General features: G+C 57.3%; 17 protein-coding genes and 1 riboswitch. Of the genes, 11 read left to right on the top strand and 6 right to left on the bottom strand.

Features of this window, described 5'->3' with window-relative positions:
- Positions 1-160: 160 nt before the first annotated feature.
- Positions 161-337 carry a hypothetical protein gene (locus AXW79_RS23340; RefSeq protein WP_005316058.1) on the bottom strand — a complete coding sequence of 59 codons (177 nt, stop codon included), beginning with the start codon at positions 335-337 and terminating at the stop codon, positions 161-163.
- A 100-nt stretch (positions 338-437) separates the two neighbouring features.
- Between AXW79_RS23340 and sgrR the strand changes: the two genes are divergently transcribed.
- From sgrR to AXW79_RS13610, 4 genes are all read left to right on the top strand, one after another.
- Positions 438-2114 carry an HTH-type transcriptional regulator SgrR gene (sgrR, locus tag AXW79_RS13625; protein ID WP_005316056.1) on the top strand — a complete coding sequence of 559 codons (1677 nt, stop codon included), beginning with the start codon at positions 438-440 and terminating at the stop codon, positions 2112-2114.
- A gap of 192 nt (positions 2115-2306) precedes the next feature.
- The gene (gene katG / locus AXW79_RS13620; RefSeq protein ID WP_005316054.1) at positions 2307-4406 is read left to right on the top strand and encodes a catalase/peroxidase HPI; all 2100 of its coding nucleotides are present in this window, start codon (positions 2307-2309) and stop codon (positions 4404-4406) included.
- Positions 4407-4604: 198 nt separating this feature from the next.
- Positions 4605-5000 carry an acyl-CoA thioesterase gene (locus tag AXW79_RS13615; protein WP_005316053.1) on the top strand — a complete coding sequence of 132 codons (396 nt, stop codon included), beginning with the start codon at positions 4605-4607 and terminating at the stop codon, positions 4998-5000.
- A gap of 46 nt (positions 5001-5046) precedes the next feature.
- Entirely contained in the window at positions 5047-5748 is a 702-nt protein-coding gene (locus AXW79_RS13610) for a hypothetical protein (protein WP_005316051.1), read from the top strand.
- A gap of 258 nt (positions 5749-6006) precedes the next feature.
- Here the strand turns inward: AXW79_RS13610 and AXW79_RS13605 are convergent, their stop codons facing one another.
- Together AXW79_RS13605 and AXW79_RS13600 are read right to left on the bottom strand one after the other, a co-directional pair.
- Positions 6007-6759: a lipase secretion chaperone gene (locus AXW79_RS13605; protein ID WP_005316050.1), complete on the bottom strand. Its 753-nt coding sequence runs from the start codon at positions 6757-6759 to the stop codon at positions 6007-6009.
- Positions 6756-7667, bottom strand: a complete 912-nt coding sequence (locus AXW79_RS13600; protein WP_005316049.1) for a lipase family alpha/beta hydrolase — start codon at positions 7665-7667, stop codon at positions 6756-6758. The genes AXW79_RS13605 and AXW79_RS13600 overlap by 4 nt, the downstream gene beginning before the upstream one ends.
- A gap of 299 nt (positions 7668-7966) precedes the next feature.
- Between AXW79_RS13600 and AXW79_RS13595 the strand changes: the two genes are divergently transcribed.
- Together AXW79_RS13595 and AXW79_RS13590 are read left to right on the top strand one after the other, a co-directional pair.
- The gene (locus tag AXW79_RS13595) at positions 7967-8392 is read left to right on the top strand and encodes a hypothetical protein (RefSeq protein ID WP_005316047.1); all 426 of its coding nucleotides are present in this window, start codon (positions 7967-7969) and stop codon (positions 8390-8392) included.
- Positions 8393-8413: 21 nt separating this feature from the next.
- Complete coding sequence (locus AXW79_RS13590) at positions 8414-9028, top strand: superoxide dismutase (RefSeq protein WP_005316045.1); 615 nt, start codon at positions 8414-8416, stop codon at positions 9026-9028.
- Between the two features lie 65 nt (positions 9029-9093).
- Here the strand turns inward: AXW79_RS13590 and AXW79_RS13585 are convergent, their stop codons facing one another.
- The 3 genes from AXW79_RS13585 to AXW79_RS13570 form a co-directional block, all read right to left on the bottom strand.
- Positions 9094-10038, bottom strand: a complete 945-nt coding sequence (locus AXW79_RS13585) for a SanA/YdcF family protein (RefSeq protein WP_085941515.1) — start codon at positions 10036-10038, stop codon at positions 9094-9096.
- Positions 10039-10209: 171 nt separating this feature from the next.
- On the bottom strand, positions 10210-12957 hold the full coding sequence (locus AXW79_RS13580; protein WP_005316035.1) for a collagenase: 2748 nt from the start codon (positions 12955-12957) through the stop codon (positions 10210-10212).
- A 509-nt stretch (positions 12958-13466) separates the two neighbouring features.
- On the bottom strand, positions 13467-13799 hold the full coding sequence (locus AXW79_RS13570; RefSeq protein ID WP_005316030.1) for a hypothetical protein: 333 nt from the start codon (positions 13797-13799) through the stop codon (positions 13467-13469).
- An 88-nt stretch (positions 13800-13887) separates the two neighbouring features.
- Positions 13888-13974, bottom strand: a riboswitch (cyclic di-GMP riboswitch).
- Positions 13975-14823: 849 nt separating this feature from the next.
- On the opposite strand from AXW79_RS13570, the gene AXW79_RS13565 reads away from it, so the two are divergent.
- The 5 genes from AXW79_RS13565 to AXW79_RS13545 all read left to right on the top strand — a co-directional run bounded on the left by AXW79_RS13565 (position 14824) and on the right by AXW79_RS13545 (position 20231).
- Positions 14824-15369, top strand: coding sequence for a fimbrial protein (locus AXW79_RS13565; protein ID WP_011899124.1), 546 nt, complete (start codon positions 14824-14826; stop codon positions 15367-15369).
- A gap of 98 nt (positions 15370-15467) precedes the next feature.
- A complete protein-coding gene (locus AXW79_RS13560) occupies positions 15468-15857 on the top strand; it encodes a hypothetical protein (RefSeq protein WP_005316026.1) in 390 nt (129 codons plus the stop codon).
- 67 nt (positions 15858-15924) lie between these two features.
- The gene (locus tag AXW79_RS13555; RefSeq protein WP_011899126.1) at positions 15925-18456 is read left to right on the top strand and encodes a fimbria/pilus outer membrane usher protein; all 2532 of its coding nucleotides are present in this window, start codon (positions 15925-15927) and stop codon (positions 18454-18456) included.
- Positions 18457-18466: 10 nt separating this feature from the next.
- Positions 18467-19198 carry a fimbrial biogenesis chaperone gene (locus tag AXW79_RS13550; RefSeq protein ID WP_005316022.1) on the top strand — a complete coding sequence of 244 codons (732 nt, stop codon included), beginning with the start codon at positions 18467-18469 and terminating at the stop codon, positions 19196-19198.
- A gap of 4 nt (positions 19199-19202) precedes the next feature.
- Positions 19203-20231, top strand: coding sequence for a fimbrial protein (locus tag AXW79_RS13545; RefSeq protein WP_005316019.1), 1029 nt, complete (start codon positions 19203-19205; stop codon positions 20229-20231).
- Positions 20232-20238 lie beyond the last annotated feature (7 nt).

The following is a 20238-nucleotide window of genomic DNA, read 5'->3' as shown; positions in this document are numbered from 1 at the left end:
CACTCCTTGTTGGATGTTGCTTGTCGCAGTTACAGTTGGGCAGTTATAGATGGATAGACGTCCAATCTATCAGGCTCAGCGGCGATGTAAACCACCCAATCCGGTAAAGCAATGGCATCCGCTGGCGATGGGCCTCGCCTTTGAGCAACCGGGGCTGCACTCAGAGGCGGCGACGATACTCCTTGTCATCGATCTGGTGCATGTCCCACTGCATCAGGCGGTTGAGCTGGCTCATGGGATCCTCGATCAGGGTCAGCGGGCGAGGCAGGATCCGCTTGAAGTAACGACGCAGGGTTTGCTGGATCCGGTTCGGTTTGGGGGCGCTTTGCTGGTTCATGATGATGCTCCTGTGCTGTGGCTCTCATGTTCATCAGCAGTATTGAGCTAAAATGCGGAAGTAAAAACTGATGACTTATAGCAACAGGATTTCCTCTTTTATGCCGACCAGTCGCCTCTATCAGCAGTTTCAACGACTCGCCCAGCAGCTTGGCTGCGATGAGCGGGAGGCAAGTCTCGCCGAAGTGGCGGACCTGCTCTGCTGCACCCCACGCAACGCCCGCCTGCTGCTGCGGCGGATGCAGGATCAGGGCTGGCTCAGCTGGTCAGCCGAGGCGGGCAGGGGACGGCGCTCCCGGCTCACCCTGCTCGACAGCCAGGAGAGTCTGACCCGGCGCCGCCTGCGGGATCTGTTGAGTCAGGGCCAGCTTGCCCAGGCGGTGCGGCTGGCGGAAGGTCGGCTGGATCTGCTCACCCCGCTGCTGATCGAGCAGCTCGGCCAGGCCACCCGGGAGGGACGCCAGATCCTGCGGGTGCCCTACTACCGGCCGCTGCCCCAGCTGCTGCCCACGGATCCGCTGCGTCGCTCCGAAATTCACCTGAGCCGGCAGATCTTCAACGGTCTCACCCGACGAAATGAGGAAAATGGGGAAATCGAAGGGGATCTGGCCCACCACTGGGAGTGTCTGGGGCCCTGTCACTGGCGCTTCTATCTGAGGCCGGTGGTGCGCTTTCACCACGGTCGCGAGCTGGTGGTAGAAGATGTGATGGAGAGTCTGCTGGCACTGCGGGATCGCCCCCTGTTCGCCCATCTGGTTCGGCTGGAGAGCCCCTGGCCACGCACTCTGGATCTGTATCTCGACAGCCCGGATCCTCTGCTGCCCCACCTGCTGGCCGAACCGGTGGCGACCATATTGCCGCGGGAGCTCAAGGGGGAGGCGGGCTTTGCCCTGCAGCCGGTGGGCACGGGCCCCTACAAGGTGACCGCCAACGATCCCCTGCACCTTTGTCTGGAGGCGTTTGACGACTACTTTGGTCTGCGTGCCTTGCTTGACGAGATCGACATCTGGATGCTGCCGGAGCTGGCGGAGCGGCTGGAGACCCACCTGCAGCTGGGACGTGACAGCCCTGAACTCGGCACCATGCGCGGTGAATCCGAGCTTGAATCCGGCTGCTACTTCCTGCTGCAGGACGACAGATCCGTCTCCTTGCAGGATCCTGCCCTGCGTCACTGGCTGGCCCAGCTGCTCAACCCCATCGCCCTGATGGCACGGGTCGCCCCCGAGTTACAGCGGGGCTGGACCAGTGCGCTGGGTCTGTTGCCCCACTGGCGCGAGGCCCTGCCTGCGTCATTGCCAACGCCGGAGCAACTGCCGACGCGGCTGGTGCTGGCCTGTTTCAATCAGCATCTGGAGTTCAACGAGTGTGCCGGCGCCATGGCCAGCCTGCTGGCAGAACAGGGGATCCGGCTGGAGGTTCGCACCCTGGATTACGGCCGCTGGGTGAGCGGGGTGGATGAGGATGTGGATCTCTGGCTCGGCACCCTCAATCTGGAGCACGAGCATGCCTTCGCCCCCTACGCCTGGCTGCTAGGCACGCCGCTGCTGCACAAGGTGTGGGCCAGTCAGCATGCTTTATGGCAGGGCCTGACCCGGTGGCGTGCCAGCGGTGAGGAGCCGGGCCCGCGCGCTCTGCTGGCCCGGGTGCAGCAACAGGGCTGGTTCGTGCCCCTGTTCCACCACTGGCTGGAGCTGGAGAGCCGGGTCGGCGTGCACGGGGTGCGCATGACGGCCCTCGGCTGGTTTGATTTTCGCAGTGCCTGGCTTCGCCCCGAGTAAGGACGATGCTTATGAGGCGGGTTGAACCTGTCTCGCCTCACCTTGTACCTGCAAGGTGCTCTTCCGGCAGATCGTCATCCTGTTTTAATTGCCGTTTTTACTATGGGTCGGCGGGTCGCAGTTCATTGGACATTCAATTCCAAAGTGCCATGCTGGTTCAGGTTATGGAAAGCAGAGCAAATGAGGAAAAAGATGAGCAACAATTCAGAACGTTCCCAAGGAAAATGCCCGGTCATGCACGGTGGTACCACCTCCGGCGAGCAAGCCAACATGGCGTGGTGGCCGAAGAGCCTCAACCTCGACATGGCCGCCCTCAAGCAGGATGTGACCGCCCTGATGACCGACAGCCAGGATTGGTGGCCGGCAGACTGGGGCCACTACGGCGCCCTGATGATCCGCATGGCCTGGCACTCGGCCGGTACTTATCGTATCGCCGATGGCCGTGGTGGTGGCAGTACCGGCAATCAGCGTTTTGCTCCGCTCAACTCCTGGCCTGACAACGCCAACCTGGACAAGGCCCGGCGTCTGCTGTGGCCCATCAAGAAAAAATACGGCAACAAGATCAGCTGGGCCGATCTGATCATTCTGGCCGGCACCGTGGCTTATGAGTCCATGGGGCTCAAGACGTTCGGCTTCGCCTTCGGCCGCGAGGATATCTGGCACCCCGAGAAAGACATCTATTGGGGCGCGGAGAAGGAGTGGCTGGCACCGAGCAGCAAGCCCGGCGGTCGTTACTCTGGCGAGCGGGATCTGGACAACCCGCTGGCGGCAGTGATGATGGGGCTCATCTACGTCAACCCGGAAGGGGTCGACGGCAATCCGGATCCTCTGAAAACCGCCAAGGACATGCGGGTCACCTTTGCCCGCATGGCGATGGATGACGAAGAGACGGTCGCCCTGACGGCCGGGGGGCATACGGTAGGCAAATGTCACGGCAATGGGGATGCCCGGCTGCTCGGGCCCGAGCCGGAAGGTGCCGCTGTCGAGGATCAGGGGCTGGGCTGGCTCAACAAAACCCAGCGCGGCATTGGTCGCAATGCGGTGACCAGCGGCATTGAAGGGGCCTGGACCACCCACCCCACCCGTTGGGACAACGGTTACTTCTATCTGCTGTTCAACTACGAGTGGGAACTGAAAAAGAGCCCGGCCGGTGCCTGGCAGTGGGAGCCTGTCAATATACGGGAAGAGGACAAGCCGGTGGATGTGGAAGATCCTGCCATTCGCCACAACCCCATCATGACAGACGCCGACATGGCGCTGAAGTTCGACCCCGAGTACCGCAAGATCGCCGAGCGTTTCCGCGCTGATCCGGCGGCCTTCTCCGATGCCTTCGCCCGCGCCTGGTTCAAGCTGACCCATAGGGATCTGGGGCCGAAAACCCGTTATGTTGGGCCTTATGTGCCAGCTGAAGATCTGATCTGGCAGGATCCTGTGCCTGCTGGGCGTACCGATTATGACGTGGCTGCGGTGAAGGCCAGCATTGCCGCCAGCGGCCTCTCCATCAGCGATATGGTCAGTACCGCCTGGGACAGCGCCCGTACTTTCCGGGGCTCGGATTTGCGTGGCGGTGCCAACGGTGCCCGTATCCGGCTGGCCCCGCAGAACGAGTGGGAAGGCAATGAACCGGCCAGACTGGCGCGGGTGCTCAAGGTGCTCGAACCCATCGCCGCCGCCAGCCAGATCAGCGTGGCGGATGTGATAGTGCTGGCGGGTAACCTGGGTGTTGAGCTGGCGGCCAGGGCCGCCGGGGTCGAGGTGACAGTTCCCTTCAGCCCGGGTCGTGGTGATGCCAGTCAGGCCCGGACCGATGTGGCGTCGTTCGACGTGCTTGAGCCGCTGGCCGACGGTTACCGCAACTGGTTGAAGAAGGACTATGCGGTCACGGCGGAGGAGCTGATGCTGGATCGTACCCAGCTGATGGGTCTGACGGCCCATGAGATGACGGTTCTGGTGGGCGGCATGCGAGTGCTCGGCACCAACCATGGCGGCACCCGGCACGGTGTCTTTACCGAGAGGGAAGGGGCCTTGACCAACGACTACTTCGTCAACCTCACCGACATGGCCAACACCTGGCACCCGTCGGGAGATCGTCTGTATGAAGTGCGCGATCGCAAGAGCGGCAAGGTGAAATGGACGGCGACCCGGATCGATCTGGTGTTCGGCTCCAACTCGGTACTGCGTGCCTACGCCGAGGTCTATGCCCAGGATGACAACAAGGAGAAGTTCGTCTGCGATTTCATCAGTGCCTGGAACAAGGTGATGAATGCGGACCGCTTTGATCTGATGAGTTAAGGCTGACCCGACTGCCCCGCACACCCGGGTGTGCGGGGTATTTTTTTGTCCTGAGCCAAGGCTTGCCAGGGGTTGCGACAGAGATTGGCCAGTACCGGGGAGCAGTGCCGCCCCTGTCCTTTTGGACTGGATATCAGGTAACATCTTGATTCATTGATGATGGCTAGCTGCCAAGCCCCTGCTGACAAGGAGTCGCCCATGCTGGAAATGCAGATCCAACCCCGTTTTCAAGAGACAGATGCCCTCGGCCACATCAACAATACGGTGCCGGCGGTCTGGTTCGAGGCGGCGCGGGATCCCCTGTTTCGCATCTTCTCTCCCGAGCTGGATGTGCATAACTGGCATCTGATCATCGCGGGCTATACGGTACAGTTCAAACGCGAGCTGTTTTATGGTCAGCAGGTATCGATCAACACCGGGGTGCGCCGCATCGGATCCAGCTCCTTCACGCTCTGGCAGGAAGCCTGGCAGGGCGGTGAGCTGGCCGTCACCGGCGAAACGACCCTGATCCATTTTGACTATCAGACCCGCCAATCCCTTCCCTTGAGTGACAAGCACAGGGAAGCGCTGCGGGCCTGGCTGATAGAGAGTTAACCTTGGCCTGTTGGCCTACCACAGGAAAACCATGCACAGGAACATAATGCGCAACACAGTGACTGCTCTGACACTGGGACTCTGTTCCCTACCTTCTCTGGCCGCTTCTCTTGCGGAGCAGTTCACCCTGATCGACCGGGGGGCCGATAGCGCCCTCGACACCCGTCTGTTCAGTCATGACGGTGTGGAGATCAAGGCCTGGATCGATGGCACCCCCGTCATCATAGCTGTGCCCATCATGAACGAGCAGGGCAAGCTGCAAGGGGAGAGCCGTTACTACTTCAAGGGGGGCAAGCTGTTCGGGGTCAGAGAACCTGCCGCCCAGTTTGCCTTCGATGAGCAAGGCAAGCTGACCCACTGGCTTGACAACAAGGGACAGCCTGCCGAGTTCGTCAGCAAAATAAGCATGCAACAGCGTGAAGCCTGGCTCACCAAGCGATCTGCTGACCTGGCCAGGCTGTTTGCCATCAGCCCTGCGGAGCAGAAAGCCAGCAGTGGCAGCGTCAAGCTGAAAGGTGCCGAACTCACCCACTGGCTCTGCAACGGCAAGCTGATGGATCTGGCCAGGGGCGACAAGGTGACCTTCGAGCAGAAGACGCTCAAGGTGAGTGAATCGGGCATCGAAGGAGAGGTCTCCCTGCGCCAGGACAAGGGCTGGCAGGATCTGAACCTCAAGTGCGATGTGCAAGGCACCCAGGTGACCCGTCTCACCTGGCAGCCACTGCCCGGCGCCAACAAGCCGCAATAAGTAGGGTTGCAGCATGAAACAAGGGGGCCGTCAGGGCCCCCTTGTCGTTGTGGTCTATTCCCCTGGACCTGGCAGCCACTGCCCGGCGCCAACAAGCCGCAATAAGTACGGTTGCAGCATGAAACAAGGGGACCATCAGGGCCCCCTTGTCGCTGTAGTCTATTCCCCTGAACCTGGCAGCCACTGCCGAGGGCCAACAAGCGATAATGAGTGCGGTTGCAGCATGAAGCAAGGGGGCCATCGCGGCCCCCTTGCTGTTTATGGCTGTTCTTCGAGCCGCAACCGGGTCAGTGCCTCGACCCGCCGCCACTGCTCGGCGGGAAACCAGCGCGCCAGTATCTCCTGTTGCTGCTCGGCCCGATCAAGGGCGGGCAAAGGGGTGAGCTCGGCCAGATAGCCTGCCAGCTGCTGCTCGAACCCTTGCTGACTCTGTTCCAGCTGATGCAGTCGATCCACGGCCTCTGGTCCCAGCTGCTCCAGCAGCACGGCTTCCCGCTCGGCAGGGGGTAATTGCGCCAGCGTCTGCAACTCGCCGAGCAGGCGGCTGTTGACCTCTGCTTCTCTGAACCATTGGGGCTGCTCCGTCAGCCAGAGTTCGAGTTCACCGGCCAGCATCTTCTTGTCGGCATCGCTCGCCTGGGCTAGCGCCTTGCGGCGCAGGGTCCACTGCTCCATCAGTCTGTCTTCGGCAAACAGCTGATCCTGCTCGGCCGGGGTGAAGCTCTGCTGGCGCAGTTGTTCACGCTGGTCAAACAGCTGCTGCAGGCTGGCGAGGTCCGGATCCGTCGGCACCGTCAGGCGGCCCTCCGCCGCCAGAAAAACCTGGTAGCGGGCCAGCAGTGGGTTCTCTGCGTCAGCCTCGCCCTGTTCCAGGCGTTGGGCCAGCTGATGACGCAGGGCTCCCTGTTCGGGGGCGGCATTCAGACTCGGCGGCGGGTCGGGCCATAACAGGGCGGCCCCCAGCAAGAAGGCTCCGCCCAGAGGCAGGGCGAGAAGGAGGGATCGCTTCATAGCCCCAGACCCTGCAAGCGGTTGGCGTGCTGGCGGTAGAGGGTGACAGGATCGGTATCAAACAGGTGATGGATGCCAAACGACTGATTGACCTCGTCCAGATGGTTCATCCGGTAGCCGGTATCGATCACCTTGCCGAGGTGGCTGCTGCATACCCCGACCAGGCCGTCATTGGGCTCGCTGAAAAAGGTGCTGGTGAGGGCCAGCGCAGGATCCACCGGATCCAGGACATTGGTCATGCTGCCGTGCCCGCTCCAGGAGAAGTAGTAGACGCCGTTGGCGGCGCGCAGCGGCCCTTCGCCACAATACTGGCTGGGTAGCCCCTCTGGGTAGCGCTGGTTGAAGCGCTGGGCTCCCGCGCTGGTGAGCGCATCGAGGGAGGCGAGAGGATCCTGTGGCAGCTGGCTGCCACCGGAGAGCAGCGAGATGACACCAGAGAGTGCCGAGGCGGCCGCGACCGCCAGTTTCTCGGCTATCGAGCCAGGGGCTACGTTGGCACGCACCAGGTCCGCTATCTCGGAGCCATAGTTGACGCCCCCCACGCTGGTGGCGGAGGCGACTAGTTCCGGGGCGACAGAGGCGACATAACGTATGGTGGGGCTGCCGTGGGAGTGACCTATGAGGTTGACCTTGTCAGCACCCGTGATGGCGAGCACCTGCTGTACCTGCTTGAGCAACTGTTCACCGCGCAGTTCCGAGCTGTGGGTAGCCGAGACCTGCGCGACATAGACGCGGGCACCGTCCCGGGTCAGGGCCTGGGGGATACCGTAGAAGTAATCGACCCCGAGCAGCTTGTCGAAGCCGAACAATCCATGCACCAGCACCATGGGATAACGGGTCTGGGTATAACCTGCCGCCTGACCCAGCATGGGCAGGGCGCACAGCAGCACCAATAGCCATCTTTTCATCGTCATCATCCTTGTGAAATAGGCTGTCCATCCGACAGCCACCGGCTTCATGCCAGTACCCGCCAGCATGGCCAACCCAGCCAGTTGCATCTGTGCAAGTGATCACTAAACAGACAGATTCAAAAAAGCCCTACCCATATGGGCAGGAGGGGAGAAGGCGTCAGGCCGGCGAAGATCAAGTATCCCTTGTATTCGGTCACTATATAAGTTAAATAATAATTATTATCATTTAAGTGGCTGGGATCATGACAGGAACCTGGGTGAAGGGATGGGTCGGGACAACCGACTCGGACAGCAGCATGGTGCATTGGAAGCAGCAGACCCTGAGTGGCAATCGCTATTTCGATGCCGGCGAGTACGCCAAGGCACTCTCCTATTATCAGCAGGCGCTGTGGCTGGCTCGCCAGCAGTTCTCTTTCTGGCACGATGCAGACGAGGCAGTGGCTGCCCTGGTGGTGGCTCACCACAATCTGGCAGATCTGTTGATCGCCATGACGCTGCCGGACCGTGCAGCCGACCTGCTGTGCCATATCCACGATTGTCTGCTTGCTACCAGCCAGTCCCCCGCCTGTCCGAGCCCACTGCGGGCCGCGGCTCTGCGCCATACCCGCAGCACCCATACCGAGCTGATCGCCTTCGTGCGCAAGCACGGCACTCAGGATGCCATTCAGCGTTGCCTCTGTCAGTGCCTGTGCCACGCCGAGCCCGCCCATCAACTACATTAATCACAATAAAAAGAGGTGATCATGAGCCATACCCTGCCAGACCTTTCTTACGCCTACGATGCGCTGGAACCCCACATAGACGCGCTGACCATGGAGATCCACCACAGTCGTCACCACCAGACCTACATCACCAACCTCAACGTCGCACTGGAAGCGTTCCCCGAGCTGGCCGCCCTGCCGGTGGATGAGCTGCTTGCCCGCTTCGACAGCCTGCCGGTCAAAGTGCAGGGGGCGGTGCGCAATCATGGGGGGGGCCATGCCAACCACAGCCTGTTCTGGCAGGTGATGAGCCCGCAAGGCGGCAGTGAGCCGACTGGCGAGCTGGCGGAGGCGATCCGGCGGGATCTGGGAGGGTTGGATGCTTTCAAGCAGGCTTTCACCCAGGCGGCGTTGAGCCGCTTCGGCAGCGGCTGGGCCTGGCTGGTGGTCGACAAGGAGGGCAAATTACAGGTGGAGAGCAGCGCCAATCAGGACAGTCCCCTGATGCAGGGCCATGCGCCCATATTGGGGCTGGACGTGTGGGAGCACGCCTATTACCTCAAGTACCAGAACAAGCGTCCCGACTATATAGCTGCGTTTTACAACGTGATCGACTGGGACGAAGTGGAACGTCGTTACCGGCAGGCGCTGGCCTGATCTGCTAGCGTCTTGTTCCATTCACAAAAAGAGACCCGCTATCCGGCGGGTCTCTTTTTGTCTGGTCAGGGCGTTGGATTGGCGCCTGCTGCACTGGTTGCAGCCGACGAACTGGTCGCTGTGGCAGCACTGGTTGCAGGCGATATACCAGTCGTTGCTGCTGCGCTCGTGGTCGATGCGGCACTGGTCGCCGCGGCCGAGCTGGCGGCATTGACGGCGGGAGCGGTCTTGTCGCGCGGCTGCTTGTCCTGAGTCACAGGGGGAATGGGCAGGCAGGGCTGGCTCATACCCAGGGTACTCAATGTCAGACAGGGAACCGGGCCGCCGATGACGATGGGCTCGCCGAGGAATTTGGGTCCCTTGTCCAAAACATAGAGGTCGAGCAGCCCCATCAGCCGGGCAAACACCTCGCGCACCCGGGTCTTGATACCCTGATAGGCGCTGGGATCCTTGGCGTTGAAGCCGACGGCCTCGATGCCGAAGTGGCGGGCGATAAAGATGGCTCGCTCGTTGTGAAAGGCCTGCGACACCACTGTGAAGTGGGCCTGACCAAACACCTCCTTGGCGCGCACTATGGAGTCCAGGGTACGAAAGCCGGCGTAGTCGCTGTAGATCACCTTGGCCGGAATGCCGGCCTGGATCAGGGCGCGTCGCATCTGGCGTGGCTCGTTGTACTGGACGGTCGCGTTGTCACCGGAGACCAGTATGTAGTCTACCTTGCCATTGTTGTAGAGCTCGGCGGCGGCCTTGATCCTGTATTTGAAGTAGTGATTCGAACTGCCGCCAATCAGGTACTTGGAGGTGCCGAGCACCAGTGCGACCCTGTTGTAGGGCACCGCATCGACGTCGTCATAGGTGTAGTGGCGGGTGTCCGAGACGGTCCACTCGCTGTAGCCCAGCAGCATGGCGGCAGCTACCAGCAACAGGCAAAAGCAGGCGAGGAGGATCTTGGCAAACTTCTTCATGCGCGGTGCAGTTCGGGTCTGAAGTAGGAGGTGACAGAGGGTCATTCTATTACAAGTTGCCGCTGCGCGTCAGGCTTGATAACTGCCTATGGCGTCACTCGGGCAGAGGCTGTCGCATCTGGCTGTCTTCTAACCGCTTGATCCGTCACCTATATAAAGTACTCATATAAAAACAGAGGGCAGCCGTGGCTGCCTTCTGTCGCTAACGTCTCACCCTCAGTGGGAGGAGTCGTTGGCCCTGCACTCGTCGGACTCCTTGTTGGCCTCCCACCAGGGCAGCAGATCGCGGCTCAGCCAGCTCTGGTAGGCCTCGCTGTCGCTCGCGATCAGCTGATCCAGCTCGGCTTCGAAGGCGCTCATCGCCTGCTGCTGATCCGGGTTGCGCAGGGCCTGGGCCATGGCAAGCCAGCTGGCACCGCGGCCGGTCTCGTTCAGGAAGCGATGCACCGTATAGGACCAGGAGTAGACCATCTCGCCACCCTTGTCGTAATCCAGGTGCAGTATGTCGGCCAGGCTCGGTCGTTCGGTCGCCGGGCGACCCACCACATTGTCCATGCCACGGGCGAAGCACTGACCGTGGGCGATGAACTCCGCCAGCCCTTCCGACCACCAGGTGGTGCGATTGAGCGGGTAGTGACCGAAGCTGCCGTACTGGTTGAAGCGGCCATCCAGATAGTGCACATACTCGTGGCGCAGGTTCCACACCTGGAAGGCGGGGCGCTTCCACTCAGCCTCATAGGCGAAGAAGCGGGCCTGATTGCCGGGGCGAGCCGGATCCCCTTCGATGTAGATGCCGCCGTTGTCGGTAGAGACACCACCAAACAGGGCGCCGCCGTAGCGTTTCCAGTCGGCGGAGGAGTTGAAGATCACCAGCTCCAGTGCCTCGTTGTTGTCATCCGCCACCGGCTGCCAGCCTGTTTCCATCTGCTGATGGAACTGCTGCTCCTCGGCGCCCAGCTCGCGGCAGATGCCGTCGGCCTGATCCTGGCTCAGCTCCTGGGCCCGCAGGCGCAGGGTCGGCGAGCAGGTGTGCTCGAACGGCAGCACATCCTCCAGCCGTATCGGGGTGCAGAGACCGGCAAACTCGCCGCTGATGCAGGCTTCGCTGGTGCGATCCGTGTAGGTCAGATAGTAGGTGGAGAGGGTCAGTGACATGTCTTCCAGCAGATCCTGGCTCTGCTGGCCACCCGGGATCAGGCTGTGATGACGGATGAGATCGATGACTGAACCATCCAGCAGCTTGCGATAGTTTTCGCTCTCGTCGGGACGGGTATAACGGGTGACCCGATAGAGGCGGGTGTAGGCATCCAGCACATTATTGAGCAGGAACAGATCCTTGCCATCCCGTCCTTGCCAGAGCGATAGCTCGCTCATGCCGAGGGCGTGCAGCTGTTTGCGCAGCTCACCATCCTGCTGGCGGAAATCGGCGGCGAAGGCATCGCTGTAGTCACTGGCGAAGTCGAGGAAGTTGAGCAGATCGAACAGACCCGTTGCCCAGGCATGCTGACCATTGAGCTCGCTGGCGTGGCGGGTGCTGTAAGCCAGCATCTGGTTGAACTGGCCGAGCAGGGTACCGAACCGGCTCTGCACCGCCGGGCTCTTGAACTGGCCATGCAGGGCGATACTCCAGGCACCCATGACGGCTCCCACCTCATCGCTGGCCTGCTCCGGATAGAGCAGCGGATGGGCACCGAGCGCAGTCAGGGCTTCAGCCAGCGCCTCGGCGGCGGCCGGGCCATCTTCCTTGTGCTTGCCGTAGTTGTGATAGTTGTGGGCGCGCACATATTCGAGCAGCAGCTTCATGGCCGGATGGGCGGGCTGATTGGCCGCCAGCAGACTCTGCATGCCCCGTGACACGGCCAGCAGCTTGGTGTCATCGTGGCCATAGTTTTCCTGCCAGACGAGAGCGGGCTGACCGCTGGCGTCCTGCACTATCCTGGCGGCGTCAGCATCCAGCAGATCCGTGCCCGGTTGCTCCGGCTCGGAGCAGGCGCGGCCATCGGCGCGACGGCAGTCGAGCTGCTCCTCCTTGCTGGCCAGCACTATGGGGCGATTGAGCACCCGGCTCTCTTGCCACTCGTCGGTTTCCGGCAGTGTCTGCCATTCGCTGCCACCGACCGGGTATTGATAGCCGGTGTCTTTCAGTACTACCTGCACCTCGCTGCCGGCGGGCAGGGTCTGGCGGCAAACCCGATAGCTGATGGTCTTGTCCCCTTCCTGGCGGGTCTGGGGTTCATCGCACTCCTGCTGGGTTTTGGTTTCATCCAGCTGCCAGCTGTACTTGCGCCATACGTGGATCTCGCTCACCTGGCTGGCGGCCTGACTGCCTGGCACGGGTTGCAGGCGGAAGAAGATCTGCTCGAGGCGGCCATCCCGCTCGTTGGAGGTCTCTTCCAGCACGCTGAGTTGCTGCCAGTTTTGCGGCTGATATTGCCAAACCTGCTCGGCGCAGCGGCCCTGGGCGTTGAGTTCGCAGCGATCCAGCTCCTGCTCGCTGTGACCCAGTATGATGCGCTCGGCCAGCGGCATACGATCCTGGCGCGGTGCGGTCGGGGTGCCGGTCAATGGCTCCCAGCGGCCCTGCTCCAGGCCGTAACCATAGTCATAGCTGCTGGCCGGGATGGCCTTGCCTGCCGGCACCACCTGCTCGCAGCTGAGGTAACGGATCTGCCAGCCCTGCTCAATCCTGAGCTGCGGCTCGCCGCAGGCTTGCTCTGCCAGAGCACTGAGGTCGCTATCGTTCCAGTCGAAGCGGCGATAGACGCGCAGTTGCTGATAGGGGGCATCGTCATTGCGGGCGCTGAGCTCGTAGGTGACTTCGGTGACGCGATCGCTCAGCTGGCGGCTCGATTCACCGTTCAGCCGGTATGCTTGCCAGTCGGTGGGGGAGTAATTGGCCAGCGCCGAGGTGGCGAGCAGGCCCGGTGCTACCAGAAGCAGCAACCTTGTACCCAGATTGTTCATTTTTATCCCTTTGGATGAGAGTCTGCGTGGTTATCGCGGGCAATGTACTAAGTTCCAAAAGGGTATCAACTCACCAATCAGGCCATATAAATCATTTATTTAGCATCTATCAAAATAAATTGAGTCTCATTGGGGGCTGCAGTGATAGCAAGGACTCATCTGCCATCTGGGGGGGATCTAAGCCTCCACGCTGTGAATGTGATCCAGCTCTCGTTTGAGGTTTGCTGTGCCGTGGGCAGGTGTGCCTCATGTCCGAATGGTATGGAGGCTCTGTACTGGCGATCGCTAGGCGTTTATGTGGTCATGATGCTGTGACCCAGGAAAGGGTGAATAGGGAAGGGGAACAGATCGAGAGGACGCGGAGCAGAGGGGCAACCGAGACTGACAAGAGAGACGCGACACAAAGACAACAGAGGTTGCTTTGCCAGTGGCCAAGGCAGGCGGCCGACAAACCAATCGGTATGCCGGCCCTGATCCTCAAGCAATCCTGAGCCAGGCTCAGGAGGAAACTAGAGGTAACTGACGGTCACTATGGCCATGCTATTGCTGCCTTCTGACAGCTTGTAATTCAGGGTGCCATTGATGGCGTTGAGGCTGCCAGTTTGTCGCAGGCTGGCCAAATCCAGGGTTTGGCGCTGTGCGCCGGAATAGCAGGTCACGCTGTTGTCAGAAAAGTCACAGGGTGATTCATAAATGGTGCCAGTCAGGGTCACAGTGCCATCGTAAGCCGACGCGGTAGCGGGCAACAGTGCAGCACCAAGCAGCAAGGCGGTGGCGGCTGAGGAGGCGCAACGGATAATGCTTTTGCGGACAGAACCGGTGGAGGGGATGCAAGTGTTCATTTTATGTCCTTTTCGTCACATGTCGTTGTACGAAAAGGGCAACGCAATCAAAGAGAATGGCATTCAGATCATGACATCACTCTTCTCAGTTGGCAGCTCCGCTGTCTTAGGTATCTACACCCTTAGACCGGTGGCTTTGCGTCCCGACCTTTCGATCGGTTTGCCCTTTACTCTATGTCCGGATGATAACACCCCACTTTGAGAAATCAATCGCTATAAAAAAAGATGGGATATAAGTCACACCTCACAAGTGCCAATTAGTATTGGTGGGAAAATATGCCGGTCCCATATTGATGACATTTTATTTTCTTCCAATTAAATTAATTGTTATGAATACCTGTAAAGAGTGAGCCAACAACTGCGGATGTTTTAAAGCCAATGTTATTTGACATGGAAACGTTGAATGTTACCCCTGCCGTGAGAGCAAGGTGTGAGCTCTTGTGCATCACAGGCAGCTTCAGATAATCCTGATTGCCTGATTGCCTGAACGTGATCAGAAACATGGCCAGAAGAGTATATTTACCGTGCTCAATGTTGGTTTTTTGTTAATTTGGTTTGTGGTGTGATTAGGTTATTGGTTAATTTAATATCGCCAATGTTCAATACAGTGATGATAATGGTCTTTTGTTATTTTAATTTGTTCCAGAATGGTTGTAAGTGCATGATTTTAAAGTGTTTAAAAAATATTTATAAAAATCAAAATGTATTTGATGTGCATCAAATACGTCGTTAATTTGTTTCCCAAGCAAAGGTTGAAAGCAGTATTTCTACACGGCTTACATGGATATGTATTCGTGCAGATATAAAAGGTAGCGGGAACTGCCTTTGATACGGTCTTCTACCTTGGCTTGATAAAATTGGACATACACAGAGCAACTGATTGTCTGGCTCATATCTTCATCGGCTTAATGAAGTAAAAGTCATGCAAGAGTAGCTGTGTGGCATATCGCCTCATTATTTAACACTGTGACTCCAGCATGGTTTAGGTGATGAGATAAAACACACGTTAATGTAGGTATAAAGAATGAACGCTAATAAAATTTTGGTTGCTATGGGTGTTGGTTCCATGCTGCTGTGCGGCTCTGCTGTTGCTGCCGGCGGTGCTGGTTCAGGTAAAGTCACCTTTAACGGTGAAATTATCAATGCCCCTTGCTCCGTTGCTCCTGAGTCTGTTGACCAGGTTGTTGAAATGGGCCAGATCAGCACCAAAGAGCTGGTCAAAGGTGGCGAGTCCAACTCACGTCCGTTCAGCATCAAGCTGCTGAACTGTGAAATCACCCCTGATGAAGATGCTGTTAAAGTGACCTTCAGCGGCGCCAAAGATCCTGTCGATTCCAGCCTGCTGGTGATCGGTGGCGGCCAGGCAGCTGGTGCTGGTATCAAGATGACTGCACCGGGTACTGGCGCGGCTATCGTTCTGGGTGAACCTACCGCCGCTTTCGGTTTGGTGAATGGTGATAACGAGCTGCCCTTCAGCGCCGTGCTGAAAGGCTATGCCGACCAGACTGCCAACCCGCTGACTGCCGGTGCCTTCACTGCAGTGACCAACTTTACTCTCTCCTACGAGTAATAGTCTGCCTTAACGTGTGATACGGGTTGTGGTGGTGCAAACCACCACAACTTCACACATGGTTTCCCCCACATCGTGCCTTGACCATGAAAACTCCAATGATTGTGCCAGTCGTATTGCAGGTTGTGATGATGGCAATGCCTGCGTATGCAAATGAAGTAACGGATGGGTTGGCCGAGTCAGGCTGCACTTTGGATGAACAAAGAAAAACTCCCCAGCAACAAGCCAACCACAGAGTACTGAAAGTCAGTGGTTGTCAGATAGAAGGGCGAGTGGATACCTCACTGCCTTTTATATCCATGTCTGTTCATGGTGTTGTGAATGATGAACTGGGTATTGTCAGTGATGGAAAATATCACAAGGTATCTGGGGAATATTTTATTGTCTCCGATATTGTCAATCGTGATATGGAACTTGATTTGAGGGTGAATAATGGAGTGTTGTTCTATCCGAGCAATACAGCCCTATTTGAACTCAATTATATGTAAGCAACCCGATTGCTTAGTGTAGATACCTCATTATGTGAGACCGTTATGTTACCCCTAGAGTGAATATATGAGCGTTTCAACATCAAACTCTGTTAGAACACATTATCTAAAAATGGCTTTTATGCTATGCGTGCCTTGCCTATTGGCTGTGGCAGATAACGCGTTGGCAGAAACGGAGTTTAATATTGATGCGCTTGATCTGGACGAGCGAACCAAGATAGACCTTTCCCAGTTTGCAGATGAAGGTTATATCCTGCCGGGTGATTACTATCTTGAGATTGAGGTCAACAAGAACAAGCTGCCACTCCAGAAAATCCCTTTTTATGAAGTGGAAGACGGCAAGGGAAAGGGCGGCGTTGCCTGCTTGCCTCAGGATCTTGTCCCCAGGATGGCGCTGACGGATGAAGCCATCGCCAAGATTGACAGCTGGCATCAGGGTCAGTGTGCCAACCTCCTGGCGCTGGATGGGGTCATCATCTCCAATGATATTGGTAACGGCTTGCTGAGGATTGCCGTCCCCCAGGCCTGGCTGAAATACAGTGACCCCAACTGGATTCCGCCCGAGCAGTGGGACGTCGGCGTCACTGGTCTGATGCTGGATTACAACCTCAATGCCCAGGTCAATGAAGGGCGCGACTACTCCAACAGCAACCTCAGCAGTTACGGTACCCTGGGGGCGAACTACGGTCCCTGGCGCCTGCGTGGCGATTACCAGGCCAGCGCTTATTGGGGGGATGACGAGCGGTCGTCAGCCGAGCTTAACCGTCTCTACGCATACCGGCCTCTGTCGACCATGGCCGCCAAGCTGACCGTGGGCGAACAACAGCTCAACTCCCAATTGATCGATGGTTTTCGTTATACAGGTGTCAATCTGGCCAATGATGAGCGCATGTTGCCGCCCAGCTTGCAAGGCTATGCCCCCGAGGTGAGCGGCATCGCCAAGACCAACGCCAAAGTCACCATCTCCCAGTCTGGCCGCATCATTTATGAGACCAACGTGCCTGCCGGCCCATTTCGTATTCAGGGATTGGACAGTTCTGTGCGTGGTCGCCTCGATGTGCGGGTGGAAGAGCAGGATGGTAGCGTCAGCTCTTTTCAGGTGGATACGGCAACCGTGCCTTATCTGACCCGGCCAGGGTATGTTCGCTACAACATCTCGGTCGGCGCCCCATCAGAACTGGGTGACTCTGCTCACGATATCCATGGTCCTGGTTTTGTGACGGGGGACTTTTCATGGGGGGTGGCGAACTCCTGGTCTCTTTATGGTGGTAGTCTGGTTGCTGGCGAATATAACTCCATGGGCCTGGGGATTGGTCGCGACCTGTATGCATTCGGTGCTATTTCTGCTGACTTGACCCAATCCATTGCGAAATTACCAGGTTTATCTACCAAGATTGGCCAGTCATTTCGGTTGAACTATGCCAAGCAGTTCGATGAATACAACAGCGCCATCACCTTTGCGGGTTATCGTTTCTCGCAACATAACTTCATGACAATGTCGCAGTTCCTGAGTAACAAGGATCGACTGGAAAATAATAACGTTGCATCGAGTGATGATTACAATACCTGGGGTGATAAAGAGCTATATACCATTACTGCCAACAAGACATTCTGGGCTGATGATGCCGCCAAGGCATTGACCATGTATATGGATTACACCCATAGAACCTATTGGAATCACGATGCGGAAGATCGTTACGGCCTGTCCATCAACAAGAATGTGAATATTGGCAGTTTCAAGGATGTCTCTCTCTATTTGTCTGCTTACAAGACCAAGACAGAGAATTATGAGGATGACAAGAGTGTCATGCTGACGGTCAGCATGCCGATCGGGGACCGGAAGAGTGCGGGATACAGCGTGCAGTCTTCCAACGGCAAGGTCACCCACCTGGCAACCTATCAAGATTACAGCCGGCCGGATGATACCTATCAGCTGGGGGCCGGGGTGCAGAGCAATGGTCATGCGGTCGCGCGAGGTTATTACAACCACAACAGTGACATCGGCGCCGTCAGCCTCAATGCCTACAGCGTACAGAGCGAATACACCTCGGTCGGTGCCAGCATGCGGGGCGGTTTGACGGCGACCGAACATGGCGCCGCCTTGCATCAGGCGACCCGACGTGGAGGAACCCGCATGATGGTCGATACCGGCAAGGTCGCCGATGTCTCTTTCAATAATGGGCGTGCGGTGACGAACCGGTTTGGCGTGGCCGTGATCAGCGACATGACCGATTATCGCAAGAGCGATACCCGTATCGACGTGGACCAGCTGAGCGATGACATAGATGCCATGAATGCCATCAAGCAGGGAACCCTGACGGAAGGTGCGATTGGGTATAATGCCTTTGAAATTGCCCAGGGCTTCAAGTTGCTGGCCAGCGTCAGGCTGCCCAATGGTTCCTATCCGCCCTTCGGTGCGACCGTCGTCAATGACGCCGGACGGGTACTCTCCGTCGTGGATGAGGATGGCCTAGTCTATCTGGCGGGAGTAAAACCGGATGAATCGTTTGAACTTTCCTGGGGTGGTGCCCGTCAGTGCAAGATAGCGGCACCGCACGAAGTAACCGATCTGTCGATGAAGACGCTCACTTGTAAGTAATGGGAACCCGATGAAAAAGCTGCTCTCTTTTACCTGTCTGGCCGTACTGGGTATGACGTCACTGAACGTCAGTGCCGCAATTGTGCTGGATCGTACTCGCGCCGTTTATCCTGGTGGCGCCAAATCCATCAGTCTCAACATCAAAAACGAAAATCAGAAGCTGCCTTATCTGGCGCAGGCCTGGATTGAAGATGCCCTGGGGCAGAAGATCGTTTCGCCTTTCGTGGTGCTGCCGCCAGTGCAGCGGGTGGATGCCAATCAGAAGTCGATTGTCAGGATCGCCTCTGTGCCTGCGATCGAAACGTTGCCAAAAGATCGCGAATCTATCTACTACTTCAACCTGCGCGAGATCCCGCCCAAGAGCGAGAAGAGCAACGTCATGCAGATTGCCGTGCAATCCAAGATCAAGCTCTTCTACCGCCCAGAGGCTATCCTCCCTGAGCGTGGTGCCGTCTGGCAGGATCAAGTGACGATCACCAAACAGGGCACAACCCTGAAGGTCAATAACCCGACCCCTTACTACGTCACCTATGTCGGTCTGGCTCATCCCAAGGGCAAAGAAAAAACATCTATTAAAGGCTTCTCTGCCTTTATGGTGGCCCCCAAATCCGAGCTGGATGCCAAGATCCCCGAGACGTTGGGCAGTGAATTCATCATCAGCTATGTAAACGATTACGGCGGATATATGGATATCAAGTACCAGTGTGTCGGCAATGCCTGTAAAGCCATGAAGAGCGAGTAAGGTTATGTTACGTTCCGTTTTTTGCTCCGGTTTTTTGCTGTTTGCTGGCACAGCGCTGGCAAATGGTTATGTCATTCCTGATGGGGATCATGAATACAGGGTTGATCTCGGTAAAGAGGATATTGAAAACAAGCCTGGCTACAAGACAAGAGCTTTTGAGTGGAATTTGGGAGGACAGTATGCAGGAACTGTTACTTGTCCCGATAGAAGCATTCCTAGCTCACCGGTGTATTACAAGGCGGTCATGAGCAATGGTCTACCTCAGGTGGGTGATGGGTTTGTAAAACTGAATGACTTTCTGGATATGAAGGTTGAAATATGGATAGCCGGCTGGAAAAAGAAGTATGTAGCGGCTCCTTTCCCAAATGAAAGTAATGATTACCCAAATCACTCTTGCACCCAAGGTCGAGAGACTCGGATAACTAATTTTGAGAGTGGCAGTAAAGGGCGAGTTACTTTCCGAGTCCGAAAGCAAATTATCAATGGCGTTCAGATTTCTGATCGGCAGGTAGTGGAAATGTTCGGTAGACTGGGTGCTACCTCTTCTGATTTCAACAACATAGCCATGTCTAGAATTGTCATTAATTCGACAATTCTTTATGTGCCAGAGAAGTGTGTAATCAATGGCGGTCAGACGATAGAAGTGGAGTTTGGGGATTTACCTGGTACTGGGCTGGATGGAAGTAATTATGAAAAAACGCTCCCTTTGACCTTCCGTTGTGAAGGGGGAGCTTTCGAAGGTGATGCCTTGAAGATCAACCTTGGTATTTCTGGAAAACCCACATCTTTTAGTCAGGATTATTTACGGACCACCAAGGATGGCTATCAAGGTGGACAGGTCATTAATAACCTAGGGATCAAGTTCAAGCAACTGGATGGCTCCGTATTAAGGCTTAATGAATTTTACCCCGTCACCATGCAAGGTAATATTGGCGATTGGGGATTCATTGCTGCCCCTATATCACCGGTTGGTGCAGATATAGCCGCGGGTGATTTTTACGCCACAGCAACTATCGTTGCCGAATTCCAGTGAGGGAAAG

Source organism: Aeromonas salmonicida subsp. salmonicida, assembly GCF_001643305.1.
Lineage (GTDB): Bacteria > Pseudomonadota > Gammaproteobacteria > Enterobacterales > Aeromonadaceae > Aeromonas > Aeromonas salmonicida.
The sequence above is the reverse complement of the archived record's forward strand: the minus strand, read 5'-3'. Positions and strand labels throughout refer to the sequence as shown.